The 21,181-nt window shown below is 73.7% G+C and carries 22 protein-coding genes and 1 pseudogene; 15 read left to right on the top strand and 8 right to left on the bottom strand.

Annotated elements, in window-relative coordinates; all coding sequences use genetic code 11:
* Together HGA03_RS16325 and HGA03_RS16320 are read left to right on the top strand one after the other, a co-directional pair.
* Positions 1-969: pseudogene (locus HGA03_RS16325) on the top strand (ABC transporter permease); the annotation flags it as partial.
* Positions 970-1,334: 365 nt separating this feature from the next.
* Complete coding sequence (locus HGA03_RS16320; RefSeq protein WP_444542208.1) at positions 1,335-3,644, top strand: exo-beta-d-1,3/1,6-glucosidase; 2,310 nt, start codon at positions 1,335-1,337, stop codon at positions 3,642-3,644.
* 147 nt (positions 3,645-3,791) lie between these two features.
* Here HGA03_RS16320 and HGA03_RS16315 read toward each other — a convergent pair whose 3' ends face one another.
* The 4 genes from HGA03_RS16315 to HGA03_RS16300 form a co-directional block, all read right to left on the bottom strand.
* Entirely contained in the window at positions 3,792-4,331 is a 540-nt protein-coding gene (locus HGA03_RS16315; protein ID WP_168631365.1) for a GNAT family N-acetyltransferase, read from the bottom strand.
* Between the two features lie 75 nt (positions 4,332-4,406).
* The gene (locus HGA03_RS16310) at positions 4,407-4,691 is read right to left on the bottom strand and encodes a HigA family addiction module antitoxin (RefSeq protein ID WP_239073507.1); all 285 of its coding nucleotides are present in this window, start codon (positions 4,689-4,691) and stop codon (positions 4,407-4,409) included.
* A 16-nt stretch (positions 4,692-4,707) separates the two neighbouring features.
* A complete protein-coding gene (locus HGA03_RS16305; RefSeq protein ID WP_168631364.1) occupies positions 4,708-4,986 on the bottom strand; it encodes a type II toxin-antitoxin system RelE/ParE family toxin in 279 nt (92 codons plus the stop codon).
* A 65-nt stretch (positions 4,987-5,051) separates the two neighbouring features.
* Entirely contained in the window at positions 5,052-5,891 is an 840-nt protein-coding gene (locus HGA03_RS16300; protein ID WP_239073508.1) for a formate/nitrite transporter family protein, read from the bottom strand.
* A 61-nt stretch (positions 5,892-5,952) separates the two neighbouring features.
* Here HGA03_RS16300 and HGA03_RS16295 point away from each other — a divergent pair, with 61 nt between their 5' ends.
* The 7 genes from HGA03_RS16295 (at position 5,953) to HGA03_RS16265 (ending at position 13,190) form a co-directional block, all read left to right on the top strand.
* On the top strand, positions 5,953-6,594 hold the full coding sequence (locus HGA03_RS16295) for a hypothetical protein (RefSeq protein WP_168631362.1): 642 nt from the start codon (positions 5,953-5,955) through the stop codon (positions 6,592-6,594).
* A 102-nt stretch (positions 6,595-6,696) separates the two neighbouring features.
* Positions 6,697-7,272 carry a copper resistance CopC family protein gene (locus HGA03_RS16290; RefSeq protein ID WP_168631361.1) on the top strand — a complete coding sequence of 192 codons (576 nt, stop codon included), beginning with the start codon at positions 6,697-6,699 and terminating at the stop codon, positions 7,270-7,272.
* 26 nt (positions 7,273-7,298) lie between these two features.
* On the top strand, positions 7,299-7,820 hold the full coding sequence (locus HGA03_RS16285; RefSeq protein ID WP_168631360.1) for a copper chaperone PCu(A)C: 522 nt from the start codon (positions 7,299-7,301) through the stop codon (positions 7,818-7,820).
* A complete protein-coding gene (locus tag HGA03_RS16280; protein ID WP_168631359.1) occupies positions 7,817-9,007 on the top strand; it encodes a Dyp-type peroxidase in 1,191 nt (396 codons plus the stop codon). Before HGA03_RS16285 ends, HGA03_RS16280 begins: the two co-directional genes overlap by 4 nt.
* A 287-nt stretch (positions 9,008-9,294) precedes the next feature.
* A complete protein-coding gene (locus HGA03_RS16275) occupies positions 9,295-10,437 on the top strand; it encodes a glutathione-independent formaldehyde dehydrogenase (RefSeq protein ID WP_168631358.1) in 1,143 nt (380 codons plus the stop codon).
* Between the two features lie 93 nt (positions 10,438-10,530).
* Positions 10,531-11,250, top strand: a complete 720-nt coding sequence (locus HGA03_RS16270) for an ATP-binding cassette domain-containing protein (protein ID WP_168631357.1) — start codon at positions 10,531-10,533, stop codon at positions 11,248-11,250.
* Complete coding sequence (locus tag HGA03_RS16265; RefSeq protein ID WP_168631356.1) at positions 11,247-13,190, top strand: YhgE/Pip domain-containing protein; 1,944 nt, start codon at positions 11,247-11,249, stop codon at positions 13,188-13,190. Before HGA03_RS16270 ends, HGA03_RS16265 begins: the two co-directional genes overlap by 4 nt.
* Positions 13,191-13,310: 120 nt before the next feature.
* On the opposite strand, the gene HGA03_RS16260 is transcribed toward HGA03_RS16265, so the two are convergent.
* The gene (locus tag HGA03_RS16260; RefSeq protein WP_168631355.1) at positions 13,311-15,602 is read right to left on the bottom strand and encodes an Ig-like domain-containing protein; all 2,292 of its coding nucleotides are present in this window, start codon (positions 15,600-15,602) and stop codon (positions 13,311-13,313) included.
* A 180-nt stretch (positions 15,603-15,782) separates the two neighbouring features.
* On the opposite strand from HGA03_RS16260, the gene HGA03_RS16255 reads away from it, so the two are divergent.
* The 3 genes from HGA03_RS16255 to map all read left to right on the top strand — a co-directional run bounded on the left by HGA03_RS16255 (position 15,783) and on the right by map (position 18,115).
* On the top strand, positions 15,783-16,667 hold the full coding sequence (locus HGA03_RS16255) for an endo alpha-1,4 polygalactosaminidase (protein WP_168631354.1): 885 nt from the start codon (positions 15,783-15,785) through the stop codon (positions 16,665-16,667).
* Positions 16,668-16,703: 36 nt separating this feature from the next.
* Positions 16,704-17,063, top strand: a complete 360-nt coding sequence (locus tag HGA03_RS16250) for a winged helix-turn-helix domain-containing protein (protein WP_168631353.1) — start codon at positions 16,704-16,706, stop codon at positions 17,061-17,063.
* Between the two features lie 287 nt (positions 17,064-17,350).
* The gene (gene map, locus HGA03_RS16245; protein WP_239073509.1) at positions 17,351-18,115 is read left to right on the top strand and encodes a type I methionyl aminopeptidase; all 765 of its coding nucleotides are present in this window, start codon (positions 17,351-17,353) and stop codon (positions 18,113-18,115) included.
* Between the two features lie 3 nt (positions 18,116-18,118).
* Here map and HGA03_RS16240 read toward each other — a convergent pair whose 3' ends face one another.
* Together HGA03_RS16240 and HGA03_RS16235 are read right to left on the bottom strand one after the other, a co-directional pair.
* Positions 18,119-19,000 carry an NAD(P)H-binding protein gene (locus tag HGA03_RS16240; protein ID WP_168631351.1) on the bottom strand — a complete coding sequence of 294 codons (882 nt, stop codon included), beginning with the start codon at positions 18,998-19,000 and terminating at the stop codon, positions 18,119-18,121.
* Positions 19,001-19,067: 67 nt separating this feature from the next.
* The gene (locus HGA03_RS16235) at positions 19,068-19,418 is read right to left on the bottom strand and encodes a hypothetical protein (protein WP_168631350.1); all 351 of its coding nucleotides are present in this window, start codon (positions 19,416-19,418) and stop codon (positions 19,068-19,070) included.
* Between the two features lie 59 nt (positions 19,419-19,477).
* Here HGA03_RS16235 and HGA03_RS16230 point away from each other — a divergent pair, with 59 nt between their 5' ends.
* The 3 genes from HGA03_RS16230 to HGA03_RS16220 are packed head-to-tail and all read left to right on the top strand — an operon-like array spanning position 19,478 to position 20,983.
* Positions 19,478-19,924, top strand: coding sequence for a MarR family winged helix-turn-helix transcriptional regulator (locus HGA03_RS16230; protein WP_168631349.1), 447 nt, complete (start codon positions 19,478-19,480; stop codon positions 19,922-19,924).
* Positions 19,925-19,964: 40 nt separating this feature from the next.
* A complete protein-coding gene (locus HGA03_RS16225) occupies positions 19,965-20,480 on the top strand; it encodes a GNAT family N-acetyltransferase (RefSeq protein ID WP_239073518.1) in 516 nt (171 codons plus the stop codon).
* Positions 20,477-20,983 carry a low molecular weight protein-tyrosine-phosphatase gene (locus HGA03_RS16220; RefSeq protein WP_239073510.1) on the top strand — a complete coding sequence of 169 codons (507 nt, stop codon included), beginning with the start codon at positions 20,477-20,479 and terminating at the stop codon, positions 20,981-20,983. Before HGA03_RS16225 ends, HGA03_RS16220 begins: the two co-directional genes overlap by 4 nt.
* 17 nt (positions 20,984-21,000) lie before the next feature.
* Here HGA03_RS16220 and HGA03_RS19470 read toward each other — a convergent pair whose 3' ends face one another.
* On the bottom strand, positions 21,001-21,123 hold the full coding sequence (locus HGA03_RS19470) for a hypothetical protein (RefSeq protein ID WP_275407583.1): 123 nt from the start codon (positions 21,121-21,123) through the stop codon (positions 21,001-21,003).
* Positions 21,124-21,181: the final 58 nt, after the last annotated feature.

Raw genomic sequence — 21,181 nt, 5'->3', positions numbered from 1 at the left:
ATGACCGCTGAGGTCGTCGCCGCCGAACCGGCGCTGCCCACCGACCACCGCACCTCGTTCCTGGCCCGGCTGGGCCGCGGCTTCGCGATGTTCCGGAACGGCAAGTCGATCGCCGGCCTGTGCATCCTGGGGTTCTTCGTCCTGCTGGCCGTGTTCGGCGACTGGATCGCGCCCTACGGCCCGCTGGACAAGGACTTCGACTCGCTGCGGCAACCGCCGTCGGCCGAACACTGGCTCGGCACCACGCACATGGGCGAGGACGTGTTCAGCCAGATCGTCTACGGCACCCGGGGTGTGCTGGTGGTCGGCTTCACCGCCGGCATCATCGGCACCCTGATCGCCGTGATCGTCGGGGTGACCGCCGGCTACGTCGCCGGGTGGCGGTCGGAGTCGCTGTCCGCCCTGACCAACGTGTTCCTGGTGCTGCCCGCGCTGCCGCTGATGATCATCGTGGCCTCGCAGTACGACAACCCCTCGCTGCTGCTGATCGCCGGGGTGCTGGCGATCACCGGCTGGGCCTGGGGCGCCCGGGTGCTGCGGGCGCAGACCATGTCGCTGCGGAACCGGGACTTCGTGCAGGCCGCCCGGGCCAACGGTGAACCGCTGCACCGGATCATCGCGGTGGAGATGCTGCCGAACCTGACCGCGATCATCGCCTCGTCGTTCGTCGGGACGGTCACCGCGGCGGTGCTCGGCCTGACCACCCTGGCGTTCATCGGCGTCATCCCGATCACCAACCTGAACTGGGGCACGATCCTGTACTGGGCGCAGCAGAACGGCGCCTTCCCGGACTTCTGGTGGTGGTACGTCCCGGCCGGTCTGTGCATCGCCCTGCTCGGCATGGCGCTGTCGCTGATCAACTTCGGCATCGACGAGTACGTGAACCCGCGGCTGCGGTCGGCGGGGGAGCGGGCCCGGGCGATGCGGAAGAAGGGACTGAGCCCGAGCAGTGGCGTGACGGTGGTCCGGACCGACCTGGACGAGCCCGAGGTCGACGGCGGGGCCGCAGCGGGACGCCATGCCGCGGCGCCCACCGACACCGGATCTGCCGCCGGGCCCGCCGCTGAGCCCACCGACTCCGGACCTGCCGCGGGACTGACCGATCCCGGCGTCCCCACCGCCCGCGCCGAACCTGACCCCGACGCGGTCACCCCAGCGCCGCCGAGCCGCGGCTCGACCGACTGACCCCCGGGCCCGGGGTGGGTGGTGACCCCCGCCCCGGGCCCTTCCGACCACGTGCGCCCCGCGCGCACGACCTAGGGTGGTCACGCTCCCACACCCCGCGGGACGACCCCCCGAACGACCCTGGCAACGCCGCCTCCGAAGGACTCATCGTGACCGTCACCAGCCCCACCGCCCCGTACCAGGACCCGGCCGTGCCGATCGAGCACCGGGTCGCCGACCTGCTCGCCCGGATGACCCCGGAGGAGAAGGTCGGGCAGATGATGCAGCTCGACGCCCGGCCCGGGGTGGAGGACCTCGTGCTGGACAAGCACGTCGGCTCGATCCTGCACGCCTCCCCGGAGCGGCTGGCCCAGGCGCACGCCCTGACCGAGCAGACCCGGCTGCGGATCCCGCTGCTGGTCGGCGAGGACTGCATCCACGGGCACTCGTTCTTCGTCGGGGCGACGATCTTCCCGACCCAGCTGGGCCTGGCCTCCTCCTGGGACGCCGCCCTGGCCGAGCAGGTCGCCCGGGCCACCGCGGTCGAGGTCGCCGCCACCGGGGTGCACTGGACCTTCTCCCCGGTGCTGTGCATCGCCCGTGACCTGCGCTGGGGCCGCGTGGACGAGACTTTCGGCGAGGACCCGTTCCTGATCGGCGAGCTGGCCTCCGCGATGGTGCGCGGGTACCAGGGTGCCGGGCTGGACGACCCGACCGCGATCCTGGCCACCGCCAAGCACTTCGCCGGGTACTCCGAGACCCAGGGCGGCCGGGACGCCTCCGAGGCGGACATCTCCCGCCGCAAGCTGCGCTCGTGGTTCCTGCCGCCGTTCGAGCGGGTGGCCCGGGAAGGCTGCAGCACCTTCATGCTCGGCTACCAGACCACCGACGGCGTGCCGATCACGGTGAACGACTGGCTGCTGAACGACGTGCTGCGCGGCGAGTGGGGCTACACCGGCACCCTGATCACCGACTGGGACAACGTCGGCCGGATGGTCTGGGAGCAGAAGGTCCAGCCGGACTACGCGCACGCCGCCGCCGCCGCGGTGAAGGCCGGCAACGACATGGTGATGACCACCCCCGGGTTCTTCCAGGGGGCGCTGGACGCGATCGAGTCCGGGCTGCTGGCCGAGTCCGAGCTGGACGCCGCGGTCAGCCGGATCCTCACCCTGAAGTTCCGTCTCGGCCTGTTCGAGAACCCGCGCCGCCCGGACGCCGCCGCCCAGGCCGCGGTGGTCGGGTCCGCCGCGCACGCCGAGCTCAACCTCGCGGTCGCCCGGCGCTCGCTGGTGCTGCTGCGCAACCAGGGGGTGCTGCCGCTGGCCGGTGGGCTGACGGCGACGACCGGCACCGGGTTCGCCGGTGCGCTGCGCGCCGCCCCCGCCGCCGGGTCGAAGACGATCGCCGTGGTCGGCCCGCTCGCCGACGACGCCCAGACCCAGCTCGGCGACTGGGCCGGCAACTCCGGTCAGGCCGACTGGCTGCCGGACGGGCAGCCGGAGGACATGATCGTCACCGTCCTGGACGGCCTGCGCGCCACCGTGCCCGGCGACTGGACCGTCACGCACACCCGCGGTGCCGACATCCTCACCCTGGAGCCGGACCCGGAGGGCGCGTTCTTCCCGGACGGCCAGCCCCGCCCGCCGGTGGTCGTCCCGGTCGAGCCGGATCACGCGATGATCGACCAGGCCGTGGCCGCCGCGCGGGACGCCGACTACGTGGTCGCGGTGGTCGGCGACCGGATCGAGCTGGTCGGCGAGGGCCGCTCCACCGCCACCCTGGAGCTGATCGGCGGGCAGAAGGCATTGCTGGACGCGCTGGCCGCCACCGGCACCCCGATGATCGTGGTGCTGCTCGCCTCCAAGCCGCTGGTGCTGCCGGACTCGGCGCTGGACGCCGCCGCGCTGCTCTGGGTCGCCAACCCCGGGATGCAGGGCGGGCAGGCGATCGCGGAGCTGCTGCTCGGCCTGACCGACCCGGCCGGACGGCTGCCGATCTCCTTCGCCCGGCACGCCGGACAGCAGCCGACCTACTACAACCAGATCCGCGGCCAGCACGGCGACCGGTACGCCGACCTGACCCAGCGCCCGGCCTTCGCCTTCGGCGAGGGGCTGTCCTACACCACCGTCGAGTACACCGACCTGGTGCTGGACACCGAGCAGGTCGCACCGGACGGGGTGATCCGCGGCCGGATCACCCTGACCAACACCGGCGACCGGCCGGCCCGGGAGACGGTCCAGGTCTACGTCTCGGACACGGTCACCTCGGTGTCCTGGGCGGACAAGGAGCTCAAGACCTTCCGCCAGGCCGACGTCGCGCCCGGCGCCTCGGTCACGGTGGAGCTGGAGCTGCCGGTGGCGGAGTGCACGATCGTCGACGCCGCCGGGAACCGGGTGGTCGAGCCGGGGGCGTTCGAGCTGCTGGTCGGCCGCTCCTCCCGGGACGAGGACCTGCTGCGGGCGGGCTTCACGGTCGCCTGAGTACCCGCCCGGACCGGGGCCGTTCCGCCATCGCGCGGGGCGGCCCCGAGCCGGTTCAGGCGGACGCGCAGCGCCGTCCTTCACGGCGTGCGCGCCGGCCCGCGACGCCCCTCGACATCGGTCTGCCGCAGCGCACTGTCGCCGGGCTCAGCGCCCCGGCCACTCCTCCGCCAGCACCGCGTACAGGAATGCGTCGTGCCACACCGGCCGGCCGTCCGGCCCGTCCTCGAAGGAGGCGCAGCGCAGCTCGTGACCCTCCCGGCGCATCCCCACCCGCTCCAGCAGCCGCCAGGACGGGGCGTTGCGCGGGTCGCAGCGCGCGGTCACCCGGTGCGCGCCCTCGGCCGCGAAGCAGTCGTCGATCACCGCCCGGGTCGCCTCGGTGGCATACCCCCGGCCGCCGAACTCCGGGTTGAACACGTAGCCCACCGTCCAGGTCCGCCACGACGACGGGTCGACCAGCGCACGGAACACGTGTCCGACCAGCACCCCGTCCTCGATCCGCTCCACCGCCACGAACCGCGGGTCCTCCGCCCGCCGCGCCGCCTCCTGCGCCGCCTGCTCCGCGGTGTGCGGGCCGTACGGCTCGAAGCGCACCACCTCCGGGTCGCGGAGGTAGGCGTGCAGGGCGGGGCCGTCGGCGGGGGTGAACGGCCGCAGGGACAGGCGAGGGGTGTGGGCGCGCATGGGCGTCACGCTAGGAGCGCGGCGGGGGGACGGGCGAGGGGTTATCCGACGCGGGGCGGACGTCGGACGCGGGTACTACGCCACGTCGAGCCGCACGACCTGGGGGAGCGTCGTGTCGCGGGCCCGGGCGAGGTCGTAGGCGGCCTGCATCGCCAACCAGGCTCGGGCGGTGCTGACGCCGGCCAACTCCAGGCGGATGGCCAGGGACGGGCTGATCGCGGCACGTCCGTGCAGGACACGGCTGAGCGACACCCGCGAGACGCCGAGGCGCTCGGCCGCGGTGGTGACGGACAGGCCCAGCTCGGCCAGCACGTCCTCGCGCAGGATCTCGCCGGGGTGGACCGGGGTCTTCATCGCCATGGTCACCGTCTCCTTCTCAGTGGTAGTCGCGGTAGTCGACCAGCTCGACATCCGCGCCGACGAACCTGAACGTGATCCTCCAGTTGCCGTTGACCCAGATGGACCAGGAGCCGGCCAGGTCGCCGGTGAGCGGGTGGGTGCGGAACGACGGGATCGCCAGGTCATCCGGCCCGGCGGCCACGTCGAGCGCTGACAGGATGCGGGCGAGCTTGGCCGCGTGATCGGGGCGGATGCCCTTCTTGGAGCCCGACACGTAGAACCCCTCGAGGCCCTTGTGCCGGAAGCTCACGATCACCGATCGAGTGTATCGTGTAGCGCTACGCGATACAACAGCCCGACCGGACGCGGTCGTCCACAGCCTCAGCCGCGCCGCCAGCGCCGGTCGTCGTTGACGTAGGCGTAGTACAGCCCGATCAGCAGCCCGCCGCCGATGAAGTTGCCGACCAGCGCGATCCCGATGTTGCCCAGTGCCGCCGCCCAGTCCAGGCCCTCCCGGATGCCGACGATGCCGAACAGCACGCTGTTGGCGACCGAGTGCTCCAGGCCGAGGAAGGCGAAGATGAACACCGCGGTGATCATCACCAGGCACTTGACCAGGTCGGAGTCGATCAGCCCGTTGTAGACCAGCAGCATCGCCAGGTTGATGCAGAAGTTGCACAGGATGGCGCGGACCAGCAGGTCGGTCCACCCGGCGGGGCCGTCACCGAGGTAGGCGAGCTTGTGGTCGACGGCGGCGGACATCTCGGCGAGCGTCGCGCCCTCGGCGATGGTGGAGAACCGCAGCAGGACGGCGATCAGCAGCCCGCCGATCAGGTTGCCGACCAGGCACAGCCCGAGCAGCCGCAGCGCGCGCGGCCAGCTGGTGCGGCGGTGGTAGGCCCCGACGCAGACGATCATCATGTTGCTGGTCAGCAGCTCGGACCGGGAGTAGTAGATGAAGATCAGCGCCCAGCCGAAGATGATCGCGCCGATCAGCCGGCCGAGTTCACGCAGGCTGCCGGCCTCCGCGGGCACGCTGTCGAAGGCCGCGATGATCGCGTAGTTGGTGGCGTAGAGCAGACCGATGATGATCCCCGCCATGGCCGCACGCTGGAGGTAACGCCGGGTCAGGGCGCCGGACATGGTGGTCTTGGTCTCCAGCACCTCCAGGGTGGTGCTGATGAACTGCTTGCCCGGGAACAGCGGATCAGCGGTGGTCACGCGCCACACGGTGACACAGCTCGCCCGCGGGGAACAGTGCGCCGTCCTTATGATCGGGGTCATGGAACGGGCGACGCAGGGGGCGGTCGATCCGCGCCGCCGTCGCCTGGTACGCGGGGCGGCCGCGGCGGTGTCGTCGACCTTCATCGCCCTGATGTCGCACCTGATCGGCGGTGGGGCGATGCCCGGGCCGCTCGGCGTCCTGGTCCCGCTGCTGGTGGCGACCTCCGCCTGCGTGCTGCTGGCCGGGGTGCGACTGCCCTGGCTGCGGCTGTCCGGGTCGGTCGCCGCGAGCCAGTTCCTGTTCCACACCCTGTTCGTGCTGGGCGCCGGGGGCGGTGGCTCCACGCCGGAGACCGGGCACCTGCACCACGCGGAGACCTTCGTGGCCGCCGGGACCGCCCCGATGACGCATGCCGGTCCGGGCATGTGGGGTGCGCACCTGGTGGCGGCCGTGGTGACCGTGCTGGCGATCCGGCACGGGGAGACGCTGGCCGGCCGGATCACCGGGCTGCTGCGCCGGGTGACCGCGCGACTGGTCGCGGCGGTGACGGCCACCGTCCCGGCGATCGGGCAGCTGCCGTCGCTGCGGGTGGTCGCGGGGCTGCTGCCGGTGCTCACGCCGGTGTGGGTGCGCGGGACGCCGCCGCGCCGGGGACCGCCGCCGGCCGCGGTGCTGCGTCCCCTGCCTGCGACCCGGTGATCCCCGGGCGCCGGCTCCGTCGTCCCCGGGCGCGCCGTCCCCTGCCGTGACACCGGCCGGCGGACCCGCGCGGTCCCGGGGTGCCCCGAAAGTGATGACCCCATGTTTCAGCCGTTCCCGCGCGCCCTCCGGCGTGCCCTGGCCGGACTCGGACTGGCCACCGGACTCCTGCTCGCCACCGCGGGTGCCGCCACCGCGCACGACAGCCTGATCGACAGTGCCCCGGTCGCGGACCAACAGCTCGCCACCGCCCCGGCGGAGGTGCGGCTCACCTTCTCCGCCGACGTGATGGACGTCGGCGCCGCGGTCCGGGTGATCGACGACGAGGACACCGACTGGACCGCCGGTGAGCCGGTGCTGGCCGGGCCGGTGGTCACCGTGCCGCTGGATCCCGAACTGCCGGACGGTGCCTACCGGGCCGCCTGGCGGGTGGTGTCCTCCGACGGCCACGCGATCTCCGGCGTGGTGCCCTTCGTGGTGGGCGATCCGGTCGCCGCCGCCGACCGGCCGGCCACCGAGGACACCCGCGCCGTCGACCAGGTGCTCGACCCCGCCGGGCGGGACGCCCCGATGCCCGGCCGCACCGTGGTGGTCGCCGCCCTGGGCGCCCTGGTCGCCGGCGGCCTGTACGCCCTGGTGCTGGCCCTGCGAGCGCGCCGCCGCCGCCACTCCTCCTGACCCCTCAGCCGAAAGTGAGTTCCGCCATGTCCGCACGTCGCACCGCCACCCTCCTCGCCCCCGCCCTGGCCGTGACCCTGGCCCTGTCCGCCTGCTCCGACGGGGCACCGGCCGCCGACTCCAGCAGCTCCGCGGCGACCGGCACCGCCGCCGATGCCGTGCTGGTCGAGGACGCCTGGGTGAAGGCCGCCGACTCCGGGATGTCCGCCGCCTTCGGGGTGGTCCGGAACACCGGGGACCACGACGTCACCGTCCAGGGGGCGACCAGCCCCACCGCGACCGGGGTCGAGCTGCACGAGACGGTGGACGACGGCACCGGGGCGATGGTGATGCAGGAGAAGGACGGCGGCTTCACCGTCCCGGCCGGTGGCGAGCTGGTCCTGGAACCGGGCGGCAACCACCTGATGCTGATGGGCCTGACCGCGCCGGTCGAGGCCGGTGACGAGGTCGACCTGACGCTGACCTTCGACGACGGCTCCACGCTGGACGTGACCGCCCCGGCCAAGGATTACTCCGGGGCGAACGAGAACTACGGCGGCGACCAGTGACGACCCCCGATCGCCGGCCCACCCGGCGGCAGGTGCTGCTCGGCGGCGCCGTCGCCGGGGCGGGTGCGGTGGCGGCGGTCGGCATAGACGCGGTCGCCCGGTCCCGGGACACCACCACCGGCGACCGGCCCGCCCCGGCCGAGGTGCTGACCGGCGAGGAGACCGTGCCGTTCCACGGCGTGCACCAGGCCGGGATCGACACCGCGCCGCAGGCGCACGCCACCCTGATCGCCTTCGACCTGCTGCCCGGCACCGACCGGGACGCCCTGGGCCGGATGATGCGCCTGCTGTCCGACGATGCCGCCCGGCTGACCCAGGGCCGGGCGGCGCTCGCGGACTCCGAACCGGAACTGGCGGTGCTGCCCGCGCGGCTGACCGTGACCTTCGGCTTCGGGCCGGAACTGGTGCGCCGGGCCGACCCCGCCGCCGTGCCGGAGTGGCTGCGGCCGCTGCCCGCGTTCGGGGTGGACCGGCTGGAGGACCGGTGGAGCGGCGGCGACCTGCTGATCCAGGTGGCGGCGGACGACCCGCTGACCGTCGCCCACGCGCTGCGGATGCTGGTCAAGGACGCCCGCAGCTTCGCCACCGTGCGCTGGACCCAGCCCGGGTTCCGCCGGGCGCGCGGGTCGGAGGCGGCGGGCACCACGATGCGGAACCTGTTCGGCCAGGTGGACGGCACGGTGAACCCGGTGCCGGGCACCGCGGACTTCGACGACGTGGTGTGGGGTGCGGACGGCGGGACGTCGTTGGTGCTGCGCCGGATCCGGATGGAGCTGGACACCTGGGACGAACTGGACCGGGACGGCCGGGAGCAGTCCACCGGGCGGTTCCTGGCCTCGGGTGCACCGCTGACCGGGACCCGGGAGCACGACGAGCCCGACTTCGAGGCGACCACCGCGGTCGGCTTCCCGGTGATCGGCGAGTTCGCGCACATCCGCCGGGCCCGCTCCGACGACCCCCGGCAGCGGATCTTCCGCCGGGCCTACAACTACGACCAGGACGGTGAGTCCGGGCTGCTGTTCATCGCCTTCCAGGCCGATGTGGACGCGCAGTTCGTGCCGCTGCAACGCCGGCTGGACGAGCTGGACCTGCTGAACCGGTGGACCACCCCGGTGGGCTCGGCGGTGTGCGCGATCCCGCCCGGGTGCGCGGAGGGCGGGTACGTGGGCGAGCAACTGCTGGGCTGACGGGGAGGGTCGTGCCCGGCCGGGGCCGACCCCCGCCGCCCGTCCCCGTCCCGCCGAGATTGCACGAATGCACGTCTCCCGGCCCCGGAAGCGTGCATTCGTGCACCCTCGATGAAGAAGCAGCGCCTGGGGAGGGGCGTGCGCGGGGCTCGGCGGGCGGTGAGAGTCGGTTGACCAACCACGGCTCCCGCCCGGCCGGGATGCCCGGTGCGCCGATCGGGGTGAGGGTGGAGGGAGCACACCGGCCTGGAGCCCACGGGTCGACCCGCACATCGTGAGGAGTCGCCATGCGTGCCGTCGTCTACCGAGGCCCGAAGTCCGTCGAGGTCACCACCGTCCCGGATCCGCGGATCGAGGAGCCCACCGACGCGATCATCCGGATCACCACCACCAACATCTGCGGGTCCGACCTGCACATGTACGAGGGCCGGACCAACGTGGAGGAGGGCACCGTCTTCGGGCACGAGAACACCGGCATCGTCGAGGAGGTCGGTGCCGGGGTCACCCGGGTCCGGGTCGGGGACCGGGTGAGCGTGCCGTTCAACGTCGCCTGTGGCACCTGCCGCAACTGCCTGCACGGCTGGACGTCGTTCTGCCTGCGCACCAACCCGACCGAGGGTGTGGACGGGGCGGCCTACGGCTACGCCAACATGGGCCCCTACGACGGCGGCCAGGCCGAGTACCTGCGGGTGCCCTACGCCGACTTCAACCTGCTCGAGCTGCCGGCGGGCACCGAGCACGAGGACGACTTCGCGCTGCTGTCGGACATCTTCCCGACCGGCTGGCACGGCACCGTCCTGGCCGGGATGTCGCCCGGTGACGACGTGGTGATCTACGGCGGCGGACCGGTGGGCCTGATGGCGGCGCACTCGGCGCTGATCCGGGGCGCGGCGCGGGCGTTCGTGGTCGACAAGGAGCCGGACCGGCTGCGGCTGGCCGAGTCGATCGGGGCGACCGCGATCGACTTCTCTGCCGGTGACCCGGTGGAGCAGGTGATGGCGGCGACTGAGGGCCGGGGTGCCGACTGCGGCGTCGAGGCGGTCGGCTACCAGGCGCACGACGCCACCGGCCAGGAGCACCCGGAGCTGGTGCTGGACAACCTGGTCGCCACCGTCCGGGCGACCGGCGGCATCGGGGTGATCGGGGTGTACCTGCCCGAGGACCCGGGCGCGGCGACCGAGCAGGCGAAGCAGGGCCGGATCGGCTTCGACTTCGGGTCGCTGTTCATGAAGGGCCTGCACGTCGGCACCGGGCAGGCGCCGGTGATGCGCTACAACCGCCAGCTGCGGGACCTGATCGTGGCCGGGCGCGCCACCCCGTCGTTCCTGGTGTCGCACCACCTGGGCCTGGACCAGGCGGTCGAGGGCTACCGCCGGTTCGACGAGCGCGAGGACGGCTGGACGAAGGTGCTGCTCAACCCCGGAGCCTGACCGTCCCTCCCGTGGCCGGTCGGGCCGGGCTCTGCCACGCTGACCTGGGGCGGCGTCGATCCGCTGGCCGCCCGGAGAGCGAGGCGGGCTCGGATGAGCACCCAGGAACTGCCACCGATCGATCCGGACCAGGGGGAACCGGCCGAGCCGGAGCAGCCCGCGGGGCTGCGCGCCACCGATCTGGGGATGCACACCGCCGAGGGCTGGGTCTACCGGCACGTCACCCTGGCCGCCGACCCCGGCCAGGTGGTCGAGCTGCGCGGCTCGGGCGGCACCGGCCGGTCGATGCTGCTGCTCACGCTGGCCGGCCGCGCCCGGCCCAGCACCGGGACCCTGGACGTGCTCGGCTTCGACCGGCCACGGGACATCCGGCCACGCACCGCGCTGGCCCGGGTGCACGACGTGATCGGCCCGGAGCCGGAGCAGACCGTGCACCAGGCGATGACCGAGCGCGCCCGCTGGGACCGGGTGCACCCGCGCGGGTCGGACGGGCTGGGCTACCGGATCGACGAGGTCCGGGAACTGACCGGCCTGGACGCCGCGGACCATGACCGGATCGCCGGCCTGCCCCGGGTGCAGCAGACCCTGCTCGCGGTGGCGCTGGCGCTGCTGTCCCGGCCCGGGGTGGTGCTGCTGGACGACCTGGACGTGGGACTGTCGGCACCGGACCAGTCCCGGGTCTGGGACGCACTGCACGCCGCCGCCGGGCACGGGGCGGTCGCCGTGGCCAGCACCGCCGGAGCCGTCCCGCCACCGCCCCAGGCCACCCGCGTGGTCGTCGATCTGCACCCCAGCCACGTGGAGGAGTCGTGATCCGCCTCGCCCTGTCCGAGCTGCGCCGGTACCGGCTGCCGATGCAGCGGATCGCCCTGGTGTTCCTGGTGCTGCTGCCATCGCTGTACGGCGGGCTGTACCTATGGTCGAACTGGGACCCCTACGGGCACCTCGGCGACATCAAGGTGGCGGTGGTGAACGAGGACCGGCCGGTCACCGTCGAGGGCCAGGACAAGCCGGTGGCCGCCGGCGACCAGGTGGTCGACGAGCTCAAGGCCGACCCGATCGTGGACTGGACCACCACCGACGCCGAGGACGCCGCGGCCGGGCTGTCCGACGGCACGTACCTGATGACGATCACCATCCCCGCCGACTTCACCGCCAAACTGGCCTCGGTCAGCTCCGGCGACCCGCAGACCGCGGAGCTGGTGCTGCACCAGGACGGCGCGAACGGCTTCATCATCGGGGTGGCCGCCCGCGGGCTGTCGATCGAGCTGCAGGAGCGGATCAACGCCGCCGCCACCGCCGCCTACTTCACCGTGGTCTTCCAGCAACTGGGCGAACTGCGCTCCGGGCTGAGCACCGCCGCGGATGGGGCGCACCAGCTGGAGGACGGCCTGGCCACCGCGCACGACGGCTCCGGCACCCTGGCCACCGGGCTGGTCACCGCGCGGGACGCGGTCACCCAGCTCACCGACGGGGCGAACCAGGTCGCGGACGGCAACCAGCAGATCGCCGACCTGGTGGATCCGGTCGCCGACCGGCTGATCCCGGCGATCCCCCCGGTCGCGGACGCCGCCACCCGGCTGACCGACTCCGCCGCGCAGCTGGCCGGCGTGGTCTCGGACACCCAGGACGGCATCGCCGCCCGCACCGGTGGGGTGCTCGGCCGGCTCAACGACCTGGTGGCCGCCACCGACCCGAGCGACCCGCACTACAACGATCTGGTCGCCGCCCGGGACGCCGCCAACTACGCGAACGACCGGGCGAACGAGGTCAGCACCTTCACCCACGAGGTGACCACCGCCGCCCAGGACGTGGCCGGCCGGGCCGCGGCGATCGACGCCCAGGTCCCGGCGATCCAGCAGGAGCTGCGGCAGGGCCAGGCGGACATCGACCGGCTGGCCTCGGGCTCCCGGCAGGTCGCCGACGGCCTGGCCGAACTGGGCACCGGCCTGGACACCGCGGTCGGCGGGGCGAACCAGCTCACCGACGGCACCGGGCAGTTGCTGACCGGCGCCACCACCCTGGCGGATGGCCTGGACTCGGCGGTGGGGCAGATCCCCGACCTGGGCCAGGCGGACCCGGCGGGCACCGCCCAGCAGGTGGCCAGCCCGACCACGATCCGGACCGACGCGGTGAACACCGCCGAGTTCTACGGCGAGGGACTGGCGCCGTTCTTCTTCGGGATCGCGCTGTGCGTGTTCGGCGTGGCCGGGTTCACCGTGCTGCGGCCGATCAACCCGCGCGGTCTGGCCTCCCGGGCCCGGCCGGTGACCGTGGCGCTCGCCGGGTACCTGCCGGTGGCGTCGATCGGGGTGTCCGGTGGGCTGGTGCTGACCGCGATCGTCGGCTTCGGGCTCGGCCTGGATGCCCGGTCCTGGCCCGCCACCCTCGGGCTGGTGGTGGTCGCCTCGCTCGCCTTCACCGCGATCGCCCATGCGCTGCGCACGGCATTCGGGGTGGTCGGCTCGGCGGTGGCGCTGGTGCTGCTGATGCTGCAACTGACCAGCTGTGCGGGGATCTATCCCCGGCAGACGCTGCCCGCCGCGTTCCAGGTGATCCACCCGCTGCTGCCGATGACCTATGTGGTCGACGGCCTGCGGATCACGATGACCGGCGGGCCGGGCGACCGATTGTTGCGCGACTTCCTGGTGGTCGGTGGCTTCCTGCTGCTCGGCGTCGCGGCCGGGATCGCGGCGGTGGCCTGGCGACGACGGTGGACGATCACCCAGCTCAAACCGGTGCTCGGCGAGTAGACGCCGAACGGCCCCGTGGTGGATCGCTCCACCGCAGGGCCGTTCTGCTGTCCCGGGGCGGGTACGGCCGGCCGCTCACCAGCCGCGCCCGCCCCCGGTCATCGCGAGCGCTGCCCCCTCTCAGGCGGCGCCGCGCACCGCCCGCACCCGGCGAACGACGATCAGCAGCACCGCACCGGCGACGAGCAGTAGCCAGGCGGCCGCCAGCCCCGATCCGGCACCCGCACCGGTCACGGCGAGCTGCGTGGTGGCCGGCGGCGCACCGGCCACCGCCAGCTCGATCGGCAGCTCGGCCCACCGGCCGGAGGTGCCGCCGGTGGCGATCACGGTGTGCGACCCGACCGGCAGCCCGGCCGGGATCACCGCGGTCAGCCGGGCGATCCCGTCCGCCCCGGCCACCGCGGTGCCCAGGTAGACCGGGTCGGAGTGCACGAAGAACGCGACCGTCTCCCCGGGCAGGAACCCGTCGGCGACCAGTTCCATCGCCTGGCCCGGGACGGTGGCGGCCTTCGGGGTCGCCAGCTTCGCGGTCGGGGCGCCGGTGCGGGCCGGCTCACCGGTCACCGTGACGGTCAGGTCCTGGGTGTACCGGGCGGTGCTGGCGGTCTCCGGCAGCACCAGGGTGAGCTGGTGGGTGCCCGGCTCCAGCACCGGCAGGGTCAGAGTCACCGAGCCGAGCACCGGCAGCGCGCCGCGCAGCAGCTCGGTGGACCCGGCGAGCAGCACGTACTCCGCCGGGCGCGCGGTGCCGGTGACCTGGAGGGTGGCGGTGGCCGCGGTGGCGACCGGGACGGTCAGGGTGCGGGGGAAGTCGGCGGTCACCGCGGGCTTGACCACGGTGACGGTGCCGGTGCCGGTGGCCGCCCGGTACGGGTTGGCATTGCCGGCGGCCTCGGCCACCACCGAGAACCGGGCGAAGGTGTACTGCTCCTCGGTCGGGCGGTACGCAGCGGTCACCGTGTACCGGCCGACCGGCAGGCCGGACACCTGCACGGTGGCCTTGCCCGAGCCGTTCAGGGTGACCGCGCCGGGGGTGACCGGGTCGCCGCCCGCCACCGGGACCAGCGTGACCGCGACCGACCCGGTGGGCACCGGGCCACCGGCCGGACCGGCGACCGTCACCGGGATCACCGCGCCCTTGCCGACGGTGAGGGTGGACGAGCCCACGGTAACCGTCGGGGTGGTCAGCACGTTCCAGACGTAGGCGTAGTCGTACAGGGTGTCGTGCCCGGCCTCGGTCACGGTGAGCTGGACGCTGATCGTCTTGCCCAGGTCGGCGGCCCGCGGGGTGTACGACACCGCGGTGGACACCCGCTCGCCGTTCACCGACCAGGCGTAACCCAGCGTGGCCGCGCCGGACCAGCCGGTGGCCTTCGCGGTCAGCTTGGTGCCCAGCGTGGCCTGGTGGTCCACCGCGCCGTCGATTACCAGGTCGCCGTACACCGCGGGGGCGGGCTGCACGGTGGCCGAGATGGTCAGCGGCAGCGAGCCGAGCGCCGGGTGGCTGCCGGTGAGGGTCAGGGTCAGCTGCTTGCCCAGGTCGGCGGCCACCGGTGTGTAGCTGTTCGCGGTGGAGACCACGTGGCCGTCGATGGTCCAGGCGTACCCCACGGTCAGCCCTTGCTGCGGGGTGGGCGACCACTGGCCGAACACCTGCGCGCCGACCGCGCTGTCCACCCGCGGGGTGCCGTTCAGGCCGTAGCCCCCCGGACCGGTGATCGAGGTGATCACGGACAGCGGGACCCCGGCGGAGGTCGAGGCCAGGTAGCCGGCGGCGCCGGAGTAGGCCGCGGTGACGGTGCCGGACCCGGTCACGACGGTGGAGAGCACGGCGGTGCCGCCGGTCAGAGGGGCGATCCCCAGCGAGGAGCCGCCCAACCGAAACTCCACCGACCCGCCCACCGCACCGGGGACGCTCGCGGTGAACGTGACGTGGTCACCGGTCACGACCTGTGCCGGCGCGGCGGCCAGGGTGGTGGTGGTGGCGACGTCCACGCCGACGATCTCGAGCTCGCTGAGCACGGCGCCGAGCGGCACGTACCCGTCCCACTCCTCGTAGCAGTCCAAGCCGATCGCGTACATGCCCGGCGCCACACCGGTGAGGTCGAAGGTGACCTGGCCGGAGTACGTCGGGGTCCCCGGATCGGTGAGGACCATCACCGGCTCCTGGGTGGCGACGGCCTCGGCACCGTAGGGCTGCAGCCGGACGCTGGCGCCCCGGCTGTTCGGCAGACCGCTGCAGGTGATGTCGAAGGTCGCGCTCTGCCCGACGGTCAGCGAGCCGTCGCTGAAGGTGGCCGAGCCGGACACGGCCGCGGCGGTGGCCGGCATGGCCGGCAGGATCACGGCGAGCAGCGTCGCCGCCACTGCCCAGGCGGTGGGCCGCCGGAGCCGCCCCAGGGTGAATCGCACGGTTGTCCCCCGTCCGGCCGGGGTCGTCCCGGCATCGTCTGATCTGAACGGGTCCCTGATCGGCCGCCCCGGTGGGATCAGGAGGGGTCGGATCGGGTGGTTGCCGGTGGCGGGGGTGCTACCACCCCGGCCGGGGGAGCGCGCGGGGGTGGTAGCACCCGGTCGTGGTGCACTGGACTCATGCCCAGCCGCCCCGCCGCAGCGACCCTGGCGCGCGCCCTCGTCCTCGCCGTCGTCCTCGGCACCGGCGCCTGCACCCCCGGCGATGCCACCCCCGCCGACCCCACCGCGGCCACCCCGGCCATCCCGACTACCCCCGCCACGACCCCGCACCCCGGTCTGCCGCCCGCCGGCCAGGTCATCGACTACCAGCTCGGCGGTGGCTACCAGCCGGCCGACGGTGTCGCCGGGGTGATCCGGGACGTGACCGACACCCCGGCGGACGGCCTGTGGTCGGGCTGCTACGTCAACGGCTTCCAGACCCAGCCCGCCGAGCGCGACCGGTGGCTGACCGAGTACCCCGACCTGGTGCTCCGCTCGGCGGACGGCGCCCCGGTGATCGACCCGGGCTGGCCGGACGAGCTGCTGCTGGACACCTCGACGCCGGAACGCCGGGCCGGGATCGCCGCGGTGCTCGGGCCGGTGATCGCGGACTGTGCCGCCCGGGGCTTCGATGCCGTGGAGCTGGACAACCTGGACACCTGGACCCGGTCGGACGGCCGGCTCACCGAGGACGACGCGGTGGCGATGGCCACCCTGCTGGTGGACGCCGGGCACCGGGCCGGGCTGGCCGTGGGGCAGAAGAACGCCCCGGACCTGGGCGACCGGGGCCGGACCGAGGCAGGCTTCGACTTCGCGGTGGCCGAGGAGTGCGAGCGCTACGACGAGTGCGAGGCCTACACCGGGTTCTACGGCACGGCGGTGATCGACATCGAGTACGCCGACGACCTGTCCGGGCCGTGGTCGGAGGTGTGCGCCGACCCGCAGTTGCCCGCCGCCACGGTCCTGCGGGACCGGGATCTCACCGCGCCCGGCGACCCGGAGCACGTCTTCGACCGCTGCTGACGTGCCGACCGGTCGCACCCGCCCTACCGTGCAGGAATGGCGACCGAGGCGGTCACCGGCGCGGATCGAGGGGAGTCCGCGCTGCTGGTGGACATCCCTGCCCGGCGGGTGCACGTCCACGGCCGGCCGGTGCACCTGACCCGCAGCGAGTTCGACCTGCTGCTCGCGCTGGCCCGCCGCCCGGGTCGTCCGGTGTCCAAGGACGATCTGGCCCGGCTGCTCGGCGCCGCGCCGCTCGGCGGTGATCCCGGCCCGGCCGCCCGGCGCAGCATCGAGGTCCACCTGGCCAACCTGCGCCGCAAACTCGGCGACGGCCGCGACCACCCGGCCTGGATCCGCACCCTCCGGGGCCGGGGCTACCTGCTGGAACGCGGCGTGGCCCGGATCATCGGATAAAACCCTTGGCCCCGGGCGGTCACCGGTCGTAGCGTCTGTCGCACACCGGAAGGAGGTGATCCGAGAAATGAAGTCTTCTTGGACGCGTGAGGTGACTGTCCGCTAGTCGCCCGAGTACCTCGGACGGATTGCCGTTCCGCTGGTCCCCGCATCGGGCGGGCAACCGGCGAATCCCAGGCAGTCACCGCAGCCCGTGGGAGCCGCGAACTCGTCCCTCGCGGCGGGACCCCCTGATCAAGGGTCCGGCCCACGGGCTGTTGCCTGCCCGGATGTGGCAGGGTGGCGAGGTGGCCCTGAAGACCCCCGCCGAGATCGACCAGATGCGCACCGCCGGGCGGTTCGTCGCCGGTGTGCTGACCAGCCTGCGCGAGGTCGCCCGGGTCGGCATGACGCTGCGGGACCTGGACTCCCATGCCCACCGGATGATCGACGAGGCCGGTGCCCGCTCGGTCTACCTGGGCTACCACCCCTCCTTCGGCGCGATGCCGTATCCCGGGGTGCTGTGCACCAGCGTCAACGATGCCGCCCTGCACGGCCTGCCCTCGGACCGGGTGCTCGGCGACGGTGACGTGCTCAGCATCGACTTCGCCGCCGAGGTCGAGGGCTGGGTCGCCGACTCCGCGCTCACCTTCCAGCTCGGCACCCCCGACCCGGCGGCCCAGCGCCTGATCGCGGTCACCGAGGAGGCGCTGGCGGCCGGGATCGCCCAGGCCCGGCCCGGCAACCGGATGGGCGACATCTCCGCGGCGATCGGCAAGGTCGGCCACGCGGCGGGCTACGGCATCAACACCGACTTCGGCGGGCACGGCGTGGGCCGCACCATGCACGAGGAGCCGCATGTGCCGAACGCCGGCCGCCGCCGCAGCGGGCTCACGCTCCGGCCGGGCCTGGTGATCGCGATCGAGCCGTGGTTCATGGCCGGCGGGGACGGCTACACGGTCGACCCGGACGGCTGGACGATCCGCACCGCCGACGGCTCGCTGGCCGCCCATGCCGAGCACACCGTGGCGATCACCGCCGACGGCCCGGTGGTGCTGACCGCCCGGGAGTGAGGCTCACCGCCGCAGGTGCGCCCAGTCGCCGGGGTTGAGGTCCAGCCACTCGGCGAAGGACTGCGCGGGCCGGCCGGTCAGCCGCTTCACCGTGGGTGCCACCTGGGCCAGCTCGCCGGCGGCGATCGCCGCGTAGGACGACACCCACCCGTCGACCGCCCAATGCGGTGCGTCGTAGACCGCCCGGGACGCGTACGCCTCGTCCAGGGTCTCCGGCCAGTAGCTGATCGTGCGGCCGGTGGCGCGGCTGAGCACCTGCGCGGCCTCGGCCAGCGAGTACCCGGTGGGGCCGGTGACGTCCAGGGTGGCCCCGTCGAAGGGGTGCAGGTCCGCGGCGAGCAGTGCGGCGGTGGCGACATCGGCGACGTCGTCGTGCGACACCGCGGCGACCAGCCCGTCGCCGGCCGGGCCCCGGATCACGTCGTCCTCGCCCACGAAGTGCGCAATCGCGTCGTGGTAGAGGCAGTCGCGCAGGAAAGTGAAGTGCAGCCCGCTGGCGCGGATGTGCTCCTCGGTGGCCCAGTGGTCCCGGGCGAAGGTGAAGGTCGCGTCCGGGGCGGCGCCCATGAAGGACAGGTAGACGATCCGCTGCACCCCGGCGTCGACCGCGGCGTCCACGGCGGCGCGGTGCTGCGCGACCCGGTCGGCGTCCTCCCGGCCGGAGGTCAGGAACACGGTCTGTGCCCCGGTGAAGGCCGCCCGCATCGAGTCGAGGTCCGAGTACCCGGGGCTGAGCGCCACCTCGGTCTCGGTGCCGGGCAGCCGGGGTGCCCGGTCCGCGGTGCGCACCACCAGCCGCTGGTGCGCGCCCTCGGCGGCCAGCCGCACCGCCAGTCGTCGTCCCACCCGGCCGGAGGCGCCGGTCACCACGATCAGGTCGTCCATGCGGCGACGGTAGCGGGCCGGTGCGGGCGGCGCGCCGGGAAGCGGGCCCGGTGTTCGTGGGTCGGGACTACCAGGCGGTCACCACGACGGCCGCGCCGTGGCAGAGCACCGCGATCACCGGGCCGGCGATCATCCCGGGCACCCGGTAGGCCACGCCGATCGCGATGTCGCCGAGCTGGGCCACGATCGCCGCCACGAGCAGCAGCACCAGGAAGGTGGGCGCCGGCGTCAGCCAGACCGCCACCGCCACCGCCAGGCCGAGCGGGATCGCGCGGGCGGCGTACATCGCCGGGTAGAACCGGGAGGACGTGTCCTGGCCCGAGGGTGCGATCAGGCCGGGCCGGAGCAGTGCGGCGACACCGAAGCCCGCCGAGGAGAGTGCCGCCAGGGTGTTCAGTGCGGCCAGCCACCGGACCATGATCGTTCTCCTGACTATCGTTCAGTAGTGAATGATTCAGTGATGATAGCGTTGGCGGCATGAGTGAGGTCAACGGGGAGGCGATCCTGGCCGCGGCGTGCTTCCGGATGGGGGTGGCGGGGTCGCGGCTGACCCGGGCCTTCGCTGACCGGATCACCCCGCTCGGTCTCAGCCACAAACAGGTCGGCCTGCTGGCGGTGGTGGATGCCGGGCTCGCCCGCTCGCAACGGGAGATCGCCGACCGGATGCAGGTCGCGCCGAGCCTGGTCGTCTCGCTGGTCGACGGGCTGATCGAACTCGACGCCGTCCGGCGCACCCGCAGCACCACCGACCGCCGGGTCCAGCTGATCGAGCTCACCGACCGGGGCCGCGACCTGCTCGCCACCGGCGCCCGGACCGCCGCCGCGCTGGACGACGAGTTCCGCGCCGGCCTGTCACCGGCCGGCCGGGCCGCGCTCGACACCCTGCTGATCGAACTCGACGCGCGCCGCCCGATCACCGGCTGAGCGTGCCGCTCGCCCGGGATGCCACGATGGGTGGGTGTCGATGTTCGCGTCCTACCGCCCCGGAGACCGGGGAGTGCCGGACCCGGACATCCGGCTACGACCGGCGACCGGCGCGGACCTGCCCGGCATCGTCGCGGTGGCGGAGTCCCGGGGCGGGGTGCCGGCGGCGTTCGCCGAGCGACTCGCGGCACGGCTGACCGACCACACCTGGCGAGTGCTGGTCGCCGACCGGCCGGACGACCCCGCCGTGCTCGGCTGGGCGATGCTCGGGCCGTGGACCGGGCTGACCGACGCGCCCGACGGCCGGTACGTCTCCGCGCTGACCGTCGCGCCCGGCGCCCGGCGGCGCGGGATCGGCGACCGGCTGCTGGCCGGACTGCTCGCCGGCGAGGACGGAGCGGTGCACAGCGTGATCAACGCCCGCAACGGTGCCTCGCTCGACCTGCACCGACGGGCGGGCTTCACCGAGCTGGGCCGGGCCGCCCGGTTCGCCGGGATCGACTTCGACGGCGGCAGCGGAGTGCTGCTGCGCTGGACCAGGAGAGGAACGACGTGACCGAGCCCTACCGGATCATGACCGTCTGCACCGGCAACATCTGCCGATCCCCGATGGCCGAGGTGGTGCTGCGGGACCGGCTGGAACGGGCCGGGCTGGCCGACCGGGTGGTGGTCGACTCCACCGGGGTCAGCGACGAGGAGCACGGCAACCCGATCGACCGCCGCGCCCGGGCCGCCCTCGCCGCCCGCGGTTACCCGGTGCCGCACCGGGCCGCCCGGCAGGTCCGCCCGGACGACCTGGCCCACCGCGACCTGGTGCTGGCGATGACCGCCTCGCACGCCCGGGCGCTGCGCCGGATCGGCGGTGGCCAGGCGCCGGTGGTGATGTACCGGTCCTTCGACCCGGCCGCGCCCGAGGTGACCGACCGGGACTCCGAGCACCTGTTGGACGTGGACGACCCCTGGTACGGCGGGCCGGAGAACTTCGAGCTGTGCCTGGACGAGATCGAGGCGGCGGCCGACGGGGTGGTCGAGCACGTCAGGTCGGCGCTCGAGGGCTGAGTGCCGGGGGCGTCCTCCTACTGGCGTGGGCGCCGTTCGCCGGCCGCCCGGGTGGTGGCCCGGATCAGCCAGACCACTCCCGCCACGATCAGGATGACGATCACCGCCGCCACGATGTGCCACGGTTTCAACCCGATCATGCTGCCTCCGAGGTGCTGGGTGGGCCTCGTCGCCCGGGCTGACCCTAGTCAGGTGTCG

Origin of the sequence: Cellulomonas denverensis (genome assembly GCF_012396125.1) — a bacterium.
Classification (GTDB): Bacteria; Actinomycetota; Actinomycetes; order Actinomycetales; family Cellulomonadaceae; genus Cellulomonas; species Cellulomonas denverensis.
Note: the sequence above shows the minus strand (reverse complement) of the source record. Positions and strands in the feature narration are given on the sequence as shown.